At 73.7% G+C, this 14,885-nt stretch carries 15 protein-coding genes; 4 read left to right on the top strand and 11 right to left on the bottom strand.

Annotated elements, in window-relative coordinates:
* The first annotated feature begins 2 nt into the window (after positions 1-2).
* Positions 3-806 carry a L,D-transpeptidase gene (locus I8920_RS01735; RefSeq protein WP_232832785.1) on the top strand — a complete coding sequence of 268 codons (804 nt, stop codon included), beginning with the start codon at positions 3-5 and terminating at the stop codon, positions 804-806.
* Between the two features lie 99 nt (positions 807-905).
* Here the strand turns inward: I8920_RS01735 and I8920_RS01730 are convergent, their stop codons facing one another.
* On the bottom strand, positions 906-1,820 hold the full coding sequence (locus tag I8920_RS01730; protein ID WP_198657491.1) for a LysR family transcriptional regulator: 915 nt from the start codon (positions 1,818-1,820) through the stop codon (positions 906-908).
* A 71-nt stretch (positions 1,821-1,891) separates the two neighbouring features.
* Between I8920_RS01730 and I8920_RS01725 the strand changes: the two genes are divergently transcribed.
* On the top strand, positions 1,892-2,851 hold the full coding sequence (locus I8920_RS01725; protein ID WP_198657490.1) for an EamA family transporter: 960 nt from the start codon (positions 1,892-1,894) through the stop codon (positions 2,849-2,851).
* On the opposite strand, the gene I8920_RS01720 is transcribed toward I8920_RS01725, so the two are convergent.
* Complete coding sequence (locus tag I8920_RS01720) at positions 2,820-3,797, bottom strand: epimerase (protein ID WP_198657489.1); 978 nt, start codon at positions 3,795-3,797, stop codon at positions 2,820-2,822. The two genes, I8920_RS01725 and I8920_RS01720, sit on opposite strands and share 32 nt — an antisense overlap.
* The gene (locus tag I8920_RS01715) at positions 3,797-4,474 is read right to left on the bottom strand and encodes a DUF4166 domain-containing protein (RefSeq protein WP_198657488.1); all 678 of its coding nucleotides are present in this window, start codon (positions 4,472-4,474) and stop codon (positions 3,797-3,799) included. Before I8920_RS01715 ends, I8920_RS01720 begins: the two co-directional genes overlap by 1 nt.
* Before the next feature lie 48 nt (positions 4,475-4,522).
* On the opposite strand from I8920_RS01715, the gene I8920_RS01710 reads away from it, so the two are divergent.
* Positions 4,523-5,437 (top strand): cation diffusion facilitator family transporter, encoded by a 915-nt coding sequence (locus I8920_RS01710; protein ID WP_198657487.1) that lies wholly within the window; start codon positions 4,523-4,525, stop codon positions 5,435-5,437.
* 211 nt (positions 5,438-5,648) lie between these two features.
* Here the strand turns inward: I8920_RS01710 and I8920_RS01705 are convergent, their stop codons facing one another.
* On the bottom strand, positions 5,649-6,251 hold the full coding sequence (locus tag I8920_RS01705; RefSeq protein WP_198657486.1) for a hypothetical protein: 603 nt from the start codon (positions 6,249-6,251) through the stop codon (positions 5,649-5,651).
* A 71-nt stretch (positions 6,252-6,322) separates the two neighbouring features.
* The gene (locus tag I8920_RS01700; protein WP_198657485.1) at positions 6,323-7,612 is read right to left on the bottom strand and encodes an MFS transporter; all 1,290 of its coding nucleotides are present in this window, start codon (positions 7,610-7,612) and stop codon (positions 6,323-6,325) included.
* 81 nt (positions 7,613-7,693) lie between these two features.
* Between I8920_RS01700 and I8920_RS01695 the strand changes: the two genes are divergently transcribed.
* On the top strand, positions 7,694-8,572 hold the full coding sequence (locus I8920_RS01695) for a LysR family transcriptional regulator (RefSeq protein ID WP_198657484.1): 879 nt from the start codon (positions 7,694-7,696) through the stop codon (positions 8,570-8,572).
* Between the two features lie 63 nt (positions 8,573-8,635).
* Here the strand turns inward: I8920_RS01695 and I8920_RS01690 are convergent, their stop codons facing one another.
* The 6 genes from I8920_RS01690 to I8920_RS01665 form a co-directional block, all read right to left on the bottom strand.
* Positions 8,636-9,412, bottom strand: a complete 777-nt coding sequence (locus I8920_RS01690) for a hypothetical protein (protein WP_198657483.1) — start codon at positions 9,410-9,412, stop codon at positions 8,636-8,638.
* Positions 9,402-9,941: an RNA polymerase sigma factor gene (locus I8920_RS01685; RefSeq protein ID WP_198657482.1), complete on the bottom strand. Its 540-nt coding sequence runs from the start codon at positions 9,939-9,941 to the stop codon at positions 9,402-9,404. The genes I8920_RS01690 and I8920_RS01685 overlap by 11 nt, the downstream gene beginning before the upstream one ends.
* A gap of 113 nt (positions 9,942-10,054) precedes the next feature.
* A complete protein-coding gene (locus I8920_RS01680; RefSeq protein WP_198657481.1) occupies positions 10,055-10,318 on the bottom strand; it encodes a hypothetical protein in 264 nt (87 codons plus the stop codon).
* Positions 10,315-10,968 (bottom strand): DUF308 domain-containing protein, encoded by a 654-nt coding sequence (locus tag I8920_RS01675; RefSeq protein ID WP_232832784.1) that lies wholly within the window; start codon positions 10,966-10,968, stop codon positions 10,315-10,317. The genes I8920_RS01680 and I8920_RS01675 overlap by 4 nt, the downstream gene beginning before the upstream one ends.
* 144 nt (positions 10,969-11,112) lie before the next feature.
* Complete coding sequence (locus I8920_RS01670) at positions 11,113-13,038, bottom strand: lectin-like domain-containing protein (RefSeq protein WP_198657479.1); 1,926 nt, start codon at positions 13,036-13,038, stop codon at positions 11,113-11,115.
* Positions 13,039-13,175: 137 nt separating this feature from the next.
* On the bottom strand, positions 13,176-14,822 hold the full coding sequence (locus I8920_RS01665) for a glycoside hydrolase family 13 protein (RefSeq protein ID WP_198657478.1): 1,647 nt from the start codon (positions 14,820-14,822) through the stop codon (positions 13,176-13,178).
* Positions 14,823-14,885 lie beyond the last annotated feature (63 nt).

The following is a 14,885-nucleotide window of genomic DNA, read 5'->3' as shown; positions in this document are numbered from 1 at the left end:
TCTTGCCGATCCTCCCGACCGAGCCACGGCGGCGCGCGACACTGATCGCGGCCGCCGTGGCCCTCGTCTGCGCGGGGGCCGTCGCGTTCGTCGCGTTCGGCCCCCTCTCCGCAGCCCCGACACCGACACCCACCCGGTCCGTCGCCGCCACCCCGACCCCGAGCCCCACCCCGCAGGCGACACGGACCGCCGCACCCGTCGACGCCGTGGATGCCCCGGCGAGCACGACCGTCGCCGCCGCGACCGGCGCCGAGGTACCGGTCAGCGCGGAGCCCGGCGGCGCGACCACCCAGACCCTGTCCAACCCGCAGGCATCGGGTGCTCCCCTGGTGCTCCGGGTGGTGGACGAGCGTGCGGGCTGGGTCGAGGTCCAGCTCGCGCAGCGCCCGAACGGCAGCACCGGCTGGGTGCGGACGAGCGCCGTCGCCCTGTCCGAGGACCCGTACGCGATCGTCGTCACGCGCTCGACGAACACCCTCGACCTGTACCGGGACGGCAAGGTCGTCGAGTCCTACCCCGTCGCGACCGGCACGGGTGGCACGCCGACGCCGACGGGCCGGTACGCCCTGACCGAGCTGCTCGCGCCGACGAACAGCGGCTACGGCCCGTACGCGTACGGCACGACGGCGTTCTCGGACGTCCTCAACTCGTTCGGTGGCGGTCCGGGCCAGATCGGCCTGCACGGCACCGACGACACGTCCAGCATCGGGACCGCGGCGTCGCACGGCTGCATCCGCATGCACAACGACGACATCACTGCCCTGGCCGAGCGTCTGCCGCTCGGCACCCCGTTCCAGGTGCGCTGACGTTCCAGGGGCGCTGACGTCCCAGGGGCGCTGACGTTCCAGGTGCGCTGACGCGCGGCCTGGAGGCGCGGCCCGCGCCCGGCAGTGGGCGCGACCGTCTCAGGTGGTGACGTCCAGGGCCACGGCGACCAGCGCCTCCAGGACGGTGCGCACCACGGGGCGGACGGCACGGTCCGGCCGGACGAGTGCCTCGATGCGGCGGCCTGCGCGGACGTCGGCGAGCTCCGCCAGGTGGAAGCGACCGGCGGCCCGCGTGCCCGACGTGTACCGCGGGACGAGCGCGATGCCGTGTCCGGCCGCCACCAGGTTCTCGATCACCGGCAGGTGGATCGTGCGGAACGCGACGTTCGGCGGGGTGTCCGTCGCCGCGGCCATCGCGGTGAGGACCCGGTCGATGGGGTACCCCTCGGGCACGCCGATCCACCGCTCGCCGACGACCTCGTCGATGCCCACGCGTGCTCGGTCGGCCAGGGTGTGCCCGCGCGGCACCGCCACGTCGAGGGGCTCCCGGAGCAGCGGTACGGTCTCCACAGCACACTGGTCGGCCGGGCTGACACCGTCCGAACGGTGCCCGACGACCACGTCGTGGTCTGCGGCGAGCGGGGCGAACTCCCCCTCGCTCACGTCCACGTCGACCAGGGTCAGCGCGATGCCCGGGTGCGCCTGCATCCGGGTGAGCACGCCGGGCAGCAGCAGTTCCGCCGCCGACGGGAAGATCGCCAGGGACACCGGTCCGGTCCTACCGCCCAGGTGCTCCTGCCAGGCGGCGTCCACCCGCGCGATGGCGGTCGCGACCCCGGACGCCAGAGCTGCCAAGGCCCGGCCGTCCGGGGTCAGCCGCACCCCGCGACCGACACGCTCGACCAACGGCACCCCGACCTGCCGTTGCAGGGTCTGCAGCTGCTGGGACACAGCGCTCGGCGTGCGGTGGGTGGCCTCGGCGACGGCCGTGACACTGCCGCGTTCGGCGAGCTCGCGCAGGACCGCGAGCAGCCGCGCGTCGAAGTCCACCATCCAGGGACCCTACATCGTCGCTGAGGAAGCTGTCGATGGACCTACGACGTCCGAGCGGCGACGATCGGACCATGACCGCTCGTGACCGCCTGCTCGCCGTCGTCGTGGCCGTGGTCTGGGGGCTGAACTTCCCGGCGACGGCACTGGCGCTCGAGCACTTCCCGCCGTTCCTGCTCGCGGCGCTGCGGTTCACGATCCTGGCGGTCCCGACGCTGCTGTTCGTGCCGCGGCCGCGGATCCCGTTCGGGCGGCTGCTGCTCGTCGGCACCGGGCTCGGCGTGCTGCAGTTCTCGTTCCTGTACCTCAGCATGGCGTCCGGGATGCCGTCGGGGCTGGCTTCGCTCGTGCTGCAGGCCTCCGCGCCGCTCACGGTCGTGCTCGCCGGGGTGTTCCTGCGCGAGCGGCTGACCGGGCGGCAGGTCGTCGGCGTGACGGTCGCCGTCGCCGCCCTCGGGCTCATCGCCCTGCACCGTTCGCAGACCGCCGCGCTGCTGCCCGTCGTGCTCGCGCTGTGCGGGGCGCTCGGGTGGGCGATCGGCAACGTCGCGACGCGGCGGGCGGGGGCCGCGAACCCGCTGCACCTGACCCTGTGGTGGTCGGTCGTGCCGCCGGTCCCGATGGCCGTGCTGTCGCTCGTGGTCGAGGGGCCGGAACGCATCGGTGCAGCGCTCGGCACCGCGTTCACGGCACGGGCGCTCCCCGCGGACCTCGGCCTGCTGTACATCGTGGTCGTCGCGACACTGCTGGGCTACGGCATCTGGTCGCGACTGCTGGCGACCTACCCGTCGAGCACCGTCGCACCGTTCTCGATGCTCGTCCCCGTCGTCGGGGTGCTCGCGTCGTGGGCAGCCTTCGGCGAGGTGCCCGACCTGGTCGAGGTGCTCGCCGGGGCGGTCGTCGTCGCCGCCGTGCTGTGGTCGTCGCGACCGGCGCGCGACCGCGGGCCGCGGCGGGGCTCGGCCCCGAGACCGACGCCGGAGCCGGTTCCGGAGCCGGCGCTCAGCCCCGGTGCTGGCGACGCTCGGCGATGATCCCGGCGAGCGCCCCGCGCAGGTGCGGGTACCGGAACTCGTAGCCCGCCTCGACCAGGCGCGTCGGCACCACCCACCGGCTCTTCAGCACGAGTTCGGTCTCGGTGCGGATCGCGAACGACCCGAGCTCGAGCATCCACCGCCACGTCGGCAGGCCGAACCGCCGCCCGACGGCGTCGCGCAGGGTCGCCATCACGGTGCGGTTGTCCGACGGGTTCGGGCTCGAGACGTTGATCGGCCCGTCGATCTCGGGGTGGTCGCGGACGAACCGGACCGAGCCGAGCACGTCCTCGATGTGCACCCAGCTGAAGCGCTGCCGCCCGTGCGTGTGCCGGTGGTGGTGGTAGGTGCCGTGGCGCAGCCGGGATCGCGTCGGCACCCACGGCCCGTCGTACTGCGGTCCGCCGAGGCCCGCCTGCGCCAGCCGGAGCAGCGGGACCAGCGCGCTGCCGTCGCCGAACACGATGGCCATCCGAAGCGCCACACGCCGGGTCGCGGGCAGGTCGGCGCCGAAGAACGCGCCCTCCCATGCCCGTGCCACGGACACCGAGAAGCCCTCGCCGAGCTCACCCGTCGCTTCGTCCTGCGGGCGGTCGTCGGCGTGCCGGTAGATCGTCGCCGTCGAGGCGTTCACCCACAGCGGGGTCGGGTGCTCCGAGGTCCGGATGGCCTCGGCGAGCTCGAGCGTGGTGTCCACCCGGGAGCGCATGATCTCCGCACGGTTCCGGCGGCCGTAGCGGCAGTTGACGCTCTTGCCCGCCATGTTCACGACCATCGCGGCGCCGTCGACGAGGTCGCGGATCCGCATCGTGTTGCCCCACACGGCGTCGCCGGTGCGCCCGATCGTCACGACCCGGTAGCCCTCGTCGGCGAACGCCCGCTGCAGGTACCGCCCCACGAACCCGCTCGCTCCCGCGATCACGACCTTCGGCTGCTGCTCGACCATCAACGTCCCCTCCTCGGACCGGCATCGGGCACGATCTCGTACCGGAACGCCCCCTCGTACCGGTACAGCGTGCCGAGCACCGGCGCCGAGAGCACCAGGGACACGCGCTGCCGGTCGGCTTCGTCATCGAATCGTTCCACGAGCGTCACGCGCGGCGAGACGACGGCCGGGAGGCGCCGATCGCGTCCCAGCGCACGGAACGTCACGCGCGTGGAGACCAGGCGCAGGGCACCGGCGTCCGGACCGGTGGCGTCGACCTCGGCCCGGAGCAGGGCGCTGACGCGCCCACGGCGACCGAGGTTGTCGACCAGCCCGTCCGGTCCGGCGGTGATGGCGTCCACCATCGTGCGGGTGCCGGAGCGGAAGTGGAAGGTGCGGTGCGCGCGGACCGCGGGACGGGCCTCCCGGCCGGTGCCGGGCCCGCGGCGGACGCGAGCCGCGCGGTTCTCGACCGTGAAGGGGACCTGCCGCTCCCAGACCGGGAACATCACCGCATCGCGGGCGAACAGCGCGAGCAGCGGCCAGAGCCACCGGCGGGGCGTGCCGACGACGGCGAAGACCCCCTCGCCGCGGCCCACGTGACCCGGCGGGACCGCACCGAAGTACGTCCGGAGCCGCGGGTGCAGCCGGGCCAGCACCTCGGGCGGTGTCGTCAGCTCGTAGGGCGACCGGGTCACGGTCCCGATCCTGGCACGCCGTCGGCACGGTTCCCTACGATGTCGCACATGGGACACGACCACGGGCACGGCGTCGGGCACGCCTCGGAGCGCGCGCTGCTCATCGCGTTCTGCATCTCGGCGGGGATCCTGCTCGCCGAGGTCGTGGGTGCCGTGCTCACCGGCTCGCTCGCCCTGCTCGTCGACGCCGGGCACATGGTGGTCGACACCGGCGGCCTGGGGATCGGGCTCGTGGCGACGCGACTCGCCCGTCGGGTCCCCACGTCCCAGCGCACCTGGGGGTTCCAGCGCGCGGAGGTCCTCGGCGCCACCGCGCAGGCCGCGATCCTGCTGGCGGTCGGGGTCTACGTGATCATCTCGGCGGTGCAGCGACTGTTCGTGCCGGCCGAGGTGCACTCCGGACCGCTGCTGGTGTTCGGCATCGTCGGACTCGTCGGCAACGTGGTGGCGTACGCCGTGCTGCTGCGGGCCTCGGGCGAGGGGTTCACGTCGCGGGCCGCGCGGCTCGAGGTGCTCAACGACACGCTCGGCTCGGTCGCCGTCATCGTCGCCGCGATCGTCCTGATGCTGACCGGGTGGGAACGCGCCGACTCGATCGCCGCGATCCTGATCGGGCTGCTCATCCTGCCGCGCGCGGTCCGGCTGCTGCGCGAGACCGCGAACGTTCTGCTCGAGTCGACACCTCCGGGGCTCGACCTCGACGCGGTGCGGGGGCACATCCTCGAGCTCGACCACGTGATCGCGGTGCACGACCTGCACGCGACGCTCGTGGCGACCGGGGTGCCGAACCTGACGGCGCACGTCGTGGTGGACGACCACTGCTTCTCGACGGCGCACGCCCCGGCGATCCTCGACGAGCTGCAGCAGTGCGTGGCGGAGCACTTCGACGTGCCGGTGGCGCACTCGACGTTCCAGTTGGAGCCGGTGTCGCACCGGCGGCACGAGCACGAGGTGCACGCGTAGGGCGGGTGCGTGTGGGTGCCGACTCGGAACGACAGGGCCGACGTCGTACGACGACGACATCGTCGCAACGAGCGCGCGCGGGTCATCGGCGGGGACCGGACGCCGGGCACCGGGCACCGGAACGACACGGTCGACGTCGTACGACAACGGCATCGTCGCACCGGCAACGCGCGCGGATCGGCGTCGCGGCACCCGGCGCAGCGCCCGCGCGTCAGCAGTCGTCGGTGCGGGTGGGGTACGCCGTGATCACGCGGTCGGTGGTGGCCGAGACGATCACCTTGACGAACGGCTCGTCGTCGGGGCGGGAACCGTCGTCGAACCGCACGGGCGCGGCGTAGCAGACCTTGCCGTCGCCGGCGTCGACCGGGAACCCGGGGCGCGGGTCCTCCAGCGCGGTCTGCACCGCCGTGAGCATCGCGTCGTCCCAGTCCCGCGAGCCGTGGCCCGTGACGACGTCCTGCCAGTCCGCGGTGTGCCGGACCCGGATGTGCTCGTAGCCCTGGGCAGCGGTGCCGCACTGCAGGGTCACGCGGCCGAGGGCCTCGGTCTCGTACTGCGCGACGGCCGCCTGGGTCGTCGCGTCGCACCGGCCGAGCGCGCTGCTGCCGGGCATGTCCGGTCCGGTCCGGGTGATCGTGACGGTGCCGTCACCAGCGGCACCGGACGACGACTGCGTCGACCCGGGCGACTGTCCCCCGACGATCGTCGGGTCCTCGGCGCCCCGCTCGGCGGTCAGGAACAGGCCGCCGGCCAGGAGCCCGGCGGCCAGTACCGCCGCGACGCCGGTGATGACGGAACGCTTCTGCTGGGCCACCGGCCCAGTATGCCGGAGGTGGGACGAGCCTCCAGGCCGGTGCGCGCGCCGGACGGGAGGCCCGGTGCGCGTCAGGCGCGCGCGGCCAGTCGGGTGCCGGCGATGACGGCCAGGACGGCGACGACCACCACGTACCCGATCAGGACGGGCAGGGTCGGCACCACCAGCAGGGCCGCCCCGACGGCCACGACCGGCACCGTGAGCCCGGCGTAGGCGATGAGGAAGACGGCCGCGAGCACGCCGCCCCGACGCTCCGGGCCGACCAGGGCACCGGCGCTGCCGATCGCGGCACGGAACAGCAGGCCGACCCCGGCTCCCGCGACGACCCCGCCGCCGATGAACCCCGCGACCTGCAGCACGACGGCCGCGACCGCCAGCACGACCAGCCCGACGACCAGCAGCACCATGCCGAGCCGGATCTGCGCACGCTGCGACAGCCGGGCGAACACGATCTGCGACAGCGCGCTCGCGGCGAAGACCCCGAACGTCGTGGCCCCGGCGGCGAGGCGGTCGGTGACGTGGAACGTGGTGCCGAGGAAGCTCGGTGCGACCGAGGTGAAGAGCCCCTGGACGGCGAGCGCTGCGAACGCCGCGGCGCCGGCGGCCCAGAACGCGGCGCCCTGCCCCTCGGGAGCCTGCATGCGCTGCGGGCGGTAGGCGACGGGAGCCTCGGGCCGGTCGACCGTCTCCGGTGCGGCGAGCACCAGCACGAACGCGATCGCCAGCGCGACGACGAACACGACGTAGGGGACCATGAGCGGCTGCCCGACGAACTCGGCGAGCGCTCCGCCGACGAGTGCACCGAGCGACAGGCCGCCCAGGTTCACGGCGCCGGCGGCGACACTCGCGCCCTTCGCCGAGTCGGACGAACCGGTCGCCCGCACCCGGAGCTCGCCGAGGTGTGCCGTCGCGGTCGCGGTGAGCGTCCCGACGCCGAGGCCGGTCACGAGTCGGGCGACGATGAGCCCGGTGACGTCGTTCCAGAGCAGGAACAGCACGGCGGCGACGAGCTCGAGGGCGACGGACACCAGGATGAGCGGGCGCCGTCCGTGCACGTCGCTGAGGTGCCCGGCCAGGTAGAGCGACCCGACGACCCCGACCCCGTACGCCGCGAAGATCACCGTCGTCGTGAAGGTCGGGAACCCGTCACGCGCCTGGTAGATCACGTAGAGCGGCGCGGGGACGGTGGCGAACGCCATCACCGCGAGGAACGCGAAGGCGACCGCCCAGAAGCCGATGCCGTGGCGCCGGCGGGTGTGGGCTCGACGTCCGCGGGGTGCGGCGACCCGCTCGCCCGAGGACGCGAGAACGGCGGAGGTGGCGGGGACGGTGCCCGTCGGGGGTTCGGTCACGGTGGTCATGCTCCGATGATCGCGATCGCCGAGCATCGAGTCCAACGGACCTGGTTGATGTGCGCCATCGAGCGGGTCGATACTCGGACGATGGAGACCCGTCTGCTCGAGCAGTTCGCCGCCGTCGCCGCCGAGGGCAGTGTCACGCGGGCGGCCGAACGCCTCTGGGCGGCGCAGTCGACGGTCTCGGCGGGGATCGCCTCGCTCGAACGGAGCTTCGGGGTCCGGCTCTTCGACCGCACCGGCCGACAGCTCGTCCTGACCCCCGCCGGCGAGGACCTGCTCCCGCACGCCCGCGCCGTGCTCGAGTCGCTGGACCGCATGCGCGACCTGGCGACCGTGGACGACGCCGACCTGCGGGGCCGGGTGCGGCTCGGGATCTTCACGAGCATGGACATCGTCGACCTGACGGGCGTGCTGGGGCGGTTCCGACGGCGGCACCCGCTGGTCGCGGTGGAGCTGATGACCTCGCCGTCGGGCACCACCGGGCTCGTGCAGGACCTGGTCGCCGGGCGGCTCGACATCGCCTACACGGGGTTGCCCTCCGTGCCCGCCGGGGTGGTCGTCGAGCCGCTGCGGGAGATGCCGTTCCGGGTGTTCACCGCGTCGGACCACCCGCTGGCCGGCCGCACCTCGGTGTCGCTCGCCGAACTCGCCGAGGAACCGTTCGTCGACACGGCGCACGGGTTCGGCAACCGGATCATCCTGGACGGCGCGCTCGAGCGGCTCGGCATCCGGCGGCGGATCGTCGCGGAGATGAACGACATGCCGGCGGTGGTCCGCTTCGCCTCGGCCGGACTCGGCGTCGGGGTCGTGCCGGACTCGGGGGTGCGGTACGACGGCGCGGTGCTCGACCTGCAGGACCCGGTCGACCCGCTCCGGATCGGGCTGGCGGTGCGCTCGTCCCCGGAGCCGAGCCGCGCGGTCCGGACGCTGGCGCGGGACATCGTCGCGGCGCGGGTGGGGTGACGCGGGGGTCGCCCACCGGCGGACGGGAGGCGCGGCGCGGGTCCGCCACATGCCTCCCGGCCGTCAGTCCCCCCAGAACGTCCCGATGAGCGCGGACAGGAGTCCGTCGGTCGGGACGTTGGTCTGTTCGATGGTGATCCAGGTGTCGCCACGCGTGAAGTACGTGTACGCCTTCTCGACGCCGTAGGGCTCGACGATCCCGCGAGACTGGCAGAAGGTGCCGCCGTCACGCTCGGTGCACGTCCCCCCGCCGTCGAACGCGGGGAACTCCTCGATCTCCTGCTGGATGGTGGCCTGGGTGGCGGTGCCGGCACGGACCTCGATCCCCGAGATGTCCGCCCTCGGGTCACGCCACGAGCAGGACACCTTCGACTCGGTGCCCTCCGGGTCCTGGCCGTCGGGGACACGATCGGTTCCGGACGGCGGATCCTGCTGGGTCAACGGTGTCGAGCCGAAGAAGCGGTCGTAGTCGGCTGCCGAGACCAGCGCCCGGCAGTCGGTCGGGATGGTCGCCACCGTGCTCGGCGGGGTCGGGGTCGGTGTGGGCTTCGGGGTCGGCGCACCGGTGATCGGCGCCGAGGACGGGGTCGTCGCGGTCGGGGCGGGCTCCGGCTGCTGCGTCTGCGTGGGTGCGGCCACGGGCTGCTCCTGCTGCTGCGAGAGCGTCAGGGCGACCGCGCCCGTCGCGGTGCCGACGGCCAGCAGTCCGACGATGCCGAGCGCGATGCCGGGGCGGACACGACGACGCTTCGGACGCGGGGTGGCACGTTCGAGGACGTTCTGCTTCATCGAGACGAGCATGCGCTGCAGGTCGTCTCCCTCGGGAGGCTCAGTGTTCATCGTGCATCACCACCTTCTTGAGTCGTCGACGGTTGCGGGACACCCGCTGGGTGACCGCGCCGACCGTCAGCCCGAGGAGCTCGGCGGCCTCGGCGTACGAGTGGCCCTCGAGCAGGCACAGCTCGCAGATGCGACGGTCGAGGTCGGGCAGTGCGGCGATCTCGGCCCGGACCCAGCGGAGGGTCTCGCGGGCCTCGTCGTGGTCGGCGGGCGAGGCGAGGTGCTCGGGGAGTTCGTCCGCGCGTCGCCGGGCCTGCTTGCGCCCGGTGTTGAAGGCGTGGTTGCGGCACACCACGAGCAGCCACGGCAACACGGTGTCGGCGGGCAGCTCGAGGGTCGCCGCGCGCTGCCAGAGCGTCAGGAAGGCGTCCTGCACGATCTCCTCGACGTCGGACCGGTCGTCCACCAGCGCCCAGGCGTACCGGGTGAGCGTGGCGGCGTACCGGTCGAACGCCCGCGACAGGGCAGCGGTGTCGCCCTGCGCCATCGCGCGGACGAGCGCTCCGTCCGTGTCGGTGCCGGTCGTCACGTCCACATCCCACCTCCTTCACCCAGAGGTGTCGGCAGGACGCGCGATCCTGACAGGACCGTTCCGGATTCGTGACCTCGGGCGTGTCGGCAGCGGCCAGGCGTCAGGCGTCGTCAGTGGAAGTCGTCGCCGTCGCTCTCGCCCGGGGTCTTGTGCCCGCCGAGCATGTCGTTGTCGTCCTGCTCGCTCGACGACGCCAGCTGCAGCATCGCGAGCACGACGACCACCACGATGAACGCGATGCCGAGGAAGATCACGGACAGCTGCAGCTCCCGCGTCGAGAACAGCACGACGAGGCCCGTGAAGACCGCGATGATCCCGGAGATCCCGAGGAGCTCGACCGGGCGCAGGCGGTCACGACGGCTGGGGGTGGTCATGCGAGTGGTGCTCCGTCCGGGGCCGGTGTGGCCGTGCCCCACTTGTGCGAGAGGCCGGCGATCACGTGGAAGACCGCCGTGATGGCGAGGTACGCGCCGAGCAGGCCGACGAGCACGATGGAGGCGTCGAGGGTCCCGGTGACCTGTTCCACGCCGCCGAGCTGCCGGGAGTAGTCCGGCGGGGTGACGAGGAAGGCGACCGCGAGCAGCAGGGTGATCGCCCCCATGGTCGTCCAGTCACGCGCGAAGGGCGATCGGCGCCGTGCTCGGAGGCCCTGGGACAGCTCGAGCGCTCCGGTCAGCACCGCGAACGCGACGACGACCGTGATGAAGGCCGGGAGGCCGAGGCCGTTCAGGGCGATGCCGGCGACCGCGGCCAGCAGGGTGATGACCGCCTGCAGCAGGGTGGTGCGGCGCGAGCGTCCGTCGAGCGGCAGGCGGGCGATCCCGCCGAACAGCAGCACGAGCCCCTCGACCAGGGCGAAGGCGCCGAAGAGCAGCAACCCGTAGCCGGCCGCGTGGTTCGTCGAGAACGTGATCACGAGCGCGACGACCGCTGCGGGCACGGCCCGGAGGATCGGGACCGGCCAGTACCGCGCGCGCTGGGTCGCATCGTTCACGGTGGTGGCGTCGTCCACGGTGTCGGACACGAGACCTCTTTCGGGCATGCGGATCGTGGAGTCGATCCTACCGCCGGTGTGGTGGGCACCCGACCGGCGCCGGGGCTCGGAGCCGGCGGGGCCGTGGCCGCCAGCCCCGGGCGGCACCGGTTCCCCGGCACCGCCCGGGCCGGTTCACGGCTGCTGCGAGTCCCCTGGCGAGGCCGCTCGGCGGGCGCGTCGCCGGACGGCCCACCAGCTCGTGGCACCGACCGCTGCGAGCACGGCGGCGATCGCGGCGAGCAGCCCCAGCCCCTCGGCGCCGGTGTAGGCGAGCGCCCCCGCCGGCTCGCTCGGGCCACGGTCGGCCACCGGTGCGCCCGGCTGGTGCTCGTCATCGTGCGGAGCGTCGACGGCGGCGCCACCGTCGTCGGCGTCCGGCCGGTCCGCGGGCGCGGACCCCGTCGGCGTCGGGCTCGGCTGCGGGTCCTGGTCGTCCGGCACCACGACCACCACGACACCGGTCGAGGGGTCGCCGCCGTCCGGGTCGCTCGGCGACGTCGCGGTCGCCACGTTCTCGACGTCGGAACCGTCACCCTGGTAGCCCGGGTCGAGCACGGCGCGGATCCGGAAGTCCAGGGTCTCCCCCGCCTTGAGCGCGACCTCGGAGCGGCAGGTCACCCGCTGCCCCTCGGCCGTGCAGCCGTCGTCGGACCCGGCGAAGCGCATCGCGGCGGGCAGCTCGTCGACGGCGCCGACCTGCTGCGCCACCGCCGGCCCACGGTTCCGGGCGGTCACCAGGTACTCGACCTCGTCCCCGGGCCGGACGGTCGACGGCGACACCGACTTGCCCGTCTCGACGTGGGCGTCGACGGGTGCGGCGGAGACGGTCGTGCTCGCCCGCGATGCGTTGTCCGCCTCGTTCGTGTCGGACAGCGACGGCGGTGGTGCGATGGTCGCGACGCTCTCGAGCGCGCCCTCGGCACCGTCGGCGATCCGCCCCTCGACCGTGACGACGGCGGAGCCCCCACGGGGCAGGGACAGGTCGGTCGACACGTCACCCGACCCGGACGCCGTTGCACAGGCGGAGCCGTCCGTGGCCGCGCACGTCCAGGTGACGTCCTCGACGCCGTCCGGCACGTCGACCACGAGCGGGCTCGGGTCGGTGGGGTTCGGGCCGGGGTTCCGCGCCGTCACGGTGTACCGGAGCGGCTCGCCGGCCGTCGCGGTCGCGGGCAGGTCGTGCTCGACGGACAGGTCGGCCGGCTTCCACACCCGCAGCGCGTCGACCTCGTGCTTGTCCACGTGACTGCCGGTGGCACCCGCGAAGCCGAGCCGGAGCGTGCTCGGCAGCGGCGCCTGGCCGTCACCGTGCAGCGGGACCCGGTCGAGCACGGTCCGCATGGTCGAGCCCGCCTGCAGCCGCACCGTGACGGCGAGCCCGCCGTCGTCGTCCGGCACCAGCGTGACCCGCACCTTCCGGGGCGTGGACCCCGCGGTCACGGTGCCGCCGGGCGCCTGCACGCCGGCGACGTAGCGGTACCCCTCGGTCCCGTTGCCCGAACCACGGACCACGACGTGGTCGGGCTCCGCTCCGGGGCCGGACCCGTTGATGCGTGACGAGAAGTTGCCGTAGTGGTCGATCGCCACGGCGGCGAAGCCCCCGGGCACGCCCGGGAGGTCGCACGCGCGCCCACCGCCCTCGGTCGCTTCCTTCCGGCAGGCGTACCCGAGGCCGGCGCCGAAGGACCCGACGCCCTGCGCCGCCGCACCGTCGGCCAGGTAGAGCAGCAGCCCGTCGGCGCCGGGGTCGTCCTTGGCGGTGTACATCGCGTACGTGAACTCGATCTCGAGCCCGGTGTCGGACGGGAACGTGTCGTTCGTCGACCACGCCCCGGCCTGGTTCCGGACGTCGTCGGTCAGCCGGAGCCGACCGCCCGAGACCGACGCGTCACCGTGCAGGGCACCGCCGGACGCGCTGGAGAACTGGTTGACGTAGGGGAAGTCGAGCGCCGCGGCGCTCGACCCGCTCGGGTGGACGGCGGGCGCCGCGAGCACGACGAGTGCCGTCAGCGCGGTGCACGCCGCGGCGAGACGACGCGCGACCCGTGACCGGAGCACGCGTGGGGCCATTGTTTAAGCAGTGGGATCTGTCATGTCCCGATGCTCGCGATCGCGACACCGACCGCACGCGGTGGCGAGACGATCTGTGGAACGCCGTCACGCGCCTCCCGGCTGTGCAGGGAGAACGCGACCGATCAGGCCAACCACACCGTCGTCTCACCGGGCAGGACGCCGGGGGCGACCCCGTCGAGCGGCGCCGACGCGACGACGACCGTGCCGTCCGGCAACGGCACCGGGGTGGTCCCGAAGTTCGTGACCGACCGCCATCCGTCGTGCCGCGCGAACGCGACGACGTCGGGGCCGGCGTCCAGCCAGGCGAGCTCCTCGCCCCGTTGCAGCCGGCGACGGGCAGCCAGCGCGTCCCGGTAGAGCGACAGCGTCGACGTCGGGTCGCCGTCGAGCGCCTCCACCGAGGACGCCCCGAAGTCGGCCGGCTGCGGCAGGAGCGGTGCGACCTCGCCGAAGCCGAAGGACGGTCCGGTCGTGGTCCACGGGATCGGCACGCGGCAGCCGTCCCGGCCCTTCACGGTGTGGCCGGAGCGCAGCCACTTCGGGTCCTGCAGCTGGTCGCGGGGGATCGCGGCGGCCTCGTGCAGGCCGAGCTCCTCACCCTGGTACACGTACGACGACCCGGGCAGCGCGAGCATCAGCAGCGTCGCCGCCCGTGCCCGGCGGAGCCCCCGTGCCCGGTCGAGCGCCGGCGCCGTGCCGTCGGTCAGCAGCCAGGCGTCGGTGTCGGTGCCCTCCGGCAGACCGTAGCGGGTGGCGTGGCGGACGACGTCGTGGTTCGACAGCACCCACGTGCTCGACGCGCCGGACTGCTCGGAGGCGGCCAGGTTGCGCTCGATGATCTCCCGGAAGGCGTCGGGGGCGAACGGCGACTCGAGCAGGTCGAAGTTGAACGCCTGCCCGAGCTCGGTCGGACGCGCGTAGAGGACCCGACGGGGTGCCGGCGCCCAGGCTTCTGCCACAGCGGCACGGGGCGGGTCGTACTCGTCGAGCACGCGACGCCACCCCGCGAAGATCTCGTGCACCTCGTCACGGTCGTACAGCGGGTCCGAGCCGTCGAGCGGCAGCGCGTGCTCGTTCGAGGGCCGGTACGGCGTCGACAGGTCCTTCGCCAGCCCGTGCGCCACGTCGACCCGGAACCCGTCGACGCCGCGGTCGGACCAGAAGCGCAGGGTGTCCTCGAAGTCGGCGCGGACCTCGGGGTTCGACCAGTCCAGGTCGGGCTGCTCGGGGGCGAACAGGTGCAGGTACCACTGCCCGTCGGGCACCCGGGTCCAGGCGCTGCCGCCGAAGTTCGAGACCCAGTCGCTCGGCGGGAGCTCGCCGGACGCACCGGTGCCCTCGCGGAACACGTACCGTGCCCGTTCCGCCGACCCGGGCGGGGACGCCAGCGCCGCGCGGAACCACTCGTGCTGGTCCGAGGTGTGGTTCGGCACGACGTCGACGATGACCTTGAGGTCGTGCTCGTGCGCCGCCCGGACCAGGGCGTCGAGGTCCGCGAGGGACCCGAGCCGCGGGTCCACCGCCCGGTAGTCGGCGACGTCGTAGCCGCCGTCGGCGAGCGGCGACGGGAAGAACGGGGAGAGCCAGAGCGCATCGACCCCGAGCGAGGCCAGGTACGGCACGCGGCTCGTGATGCCCGCGACGTCGCCGAGTCCGTCGCCGTCCGTGTCGGCGAAGCTGCGCGGGTAGACCTGGTAGACGACGGCGTCCCGCCACCAGTCCGGGTCGGGCGTGCGGGGCGTGCTGGCCGGGGTCCGAAGGGTGCTCACGCCGCCACCGTACCCAGGCGTCCGGGAATGCGGACCCGTACGATCGGATTGGTTGTCGCAGAC

It is taken from the genome of Curtobacterium sp. YC1 (genome assembly GCF_016267665.1).
In the GTDB taxonomy this organism is placed as follows: domain Bacteria; phylum Actinomycetota; class Actinomycetes; order Actinomycetales; family Microbacteriaceae; genus Curtobacterium.
The sequence above is the reverse complement of the archived record's forward strand: the minus strand, read 5'-3'. Positions and strand labels throughout refer to the sequence as shown.

What these genes read in the sequence shown, in the direction of transcription:
- I8920_RS01730 (WP_198657491.1), bottom strand. Translation starts at nt 1,820, where the DNA reads ATGGTGGACTTCGACGCGCGGCTGCTCGCGGTCCTGCGCGAGCTCGCC.
- I8920_RS01725 (WP_198657490.1), top strand. Translation starts at nt 1,892, where the DNA reads ATGACCGCTCGTGACCGCCTGCTCGCCGTCGTCGTGGCCGTGGTCTGG.
- I8920_RS01720 (WP_198657489.1), bottom strand. Translation starts at nt 3,797, where the DNA reads ATGGTCGAGCAGCAGCCGAAGGTCGTGATCGCGGGAGCGAGCGGGTTC.
- I8920_RS01710 (WP_198657487.1), top strand. Translation starts at nt 4,523, where the DNA reads ATGGGACACGACCACGGGCACGGCGTCGGGCACGCCTCGGAGCGCGCG.
- I8920_RS01700 (WP_198657485.1), bottom strand. Translation starts at nt 7,612, where the DNA reads ATGACCACCGTGACCGAACCCCCGACGGGCACCGTCCCCGCCACCTCC.
- I8920_RS01695 (WP_198657484.1), top strand. Translation starts at nt 7,694, where the DNA reads ATGGAGACCCGTCTGCTCGAGCAGTTCGCCGCCGTCGCCGCCGAGGGC.
- I8920_RS01690 (WP_198657483.1), bottom strand. Translation starts at nt 9,412, where the DNA reads ATGAACACTGAGCCTCCCGAGGGAGACGACCTGCAGCGCATGCTCGTC.
- I8920_RS01680 (WP_198657481.1), bottom strand. Translation starts at nt 10,318, where the DNA reads ATGACCACCCCCAGCCGTCGTGACCGCCTGCGCCCGGTCGAGCTCCTC.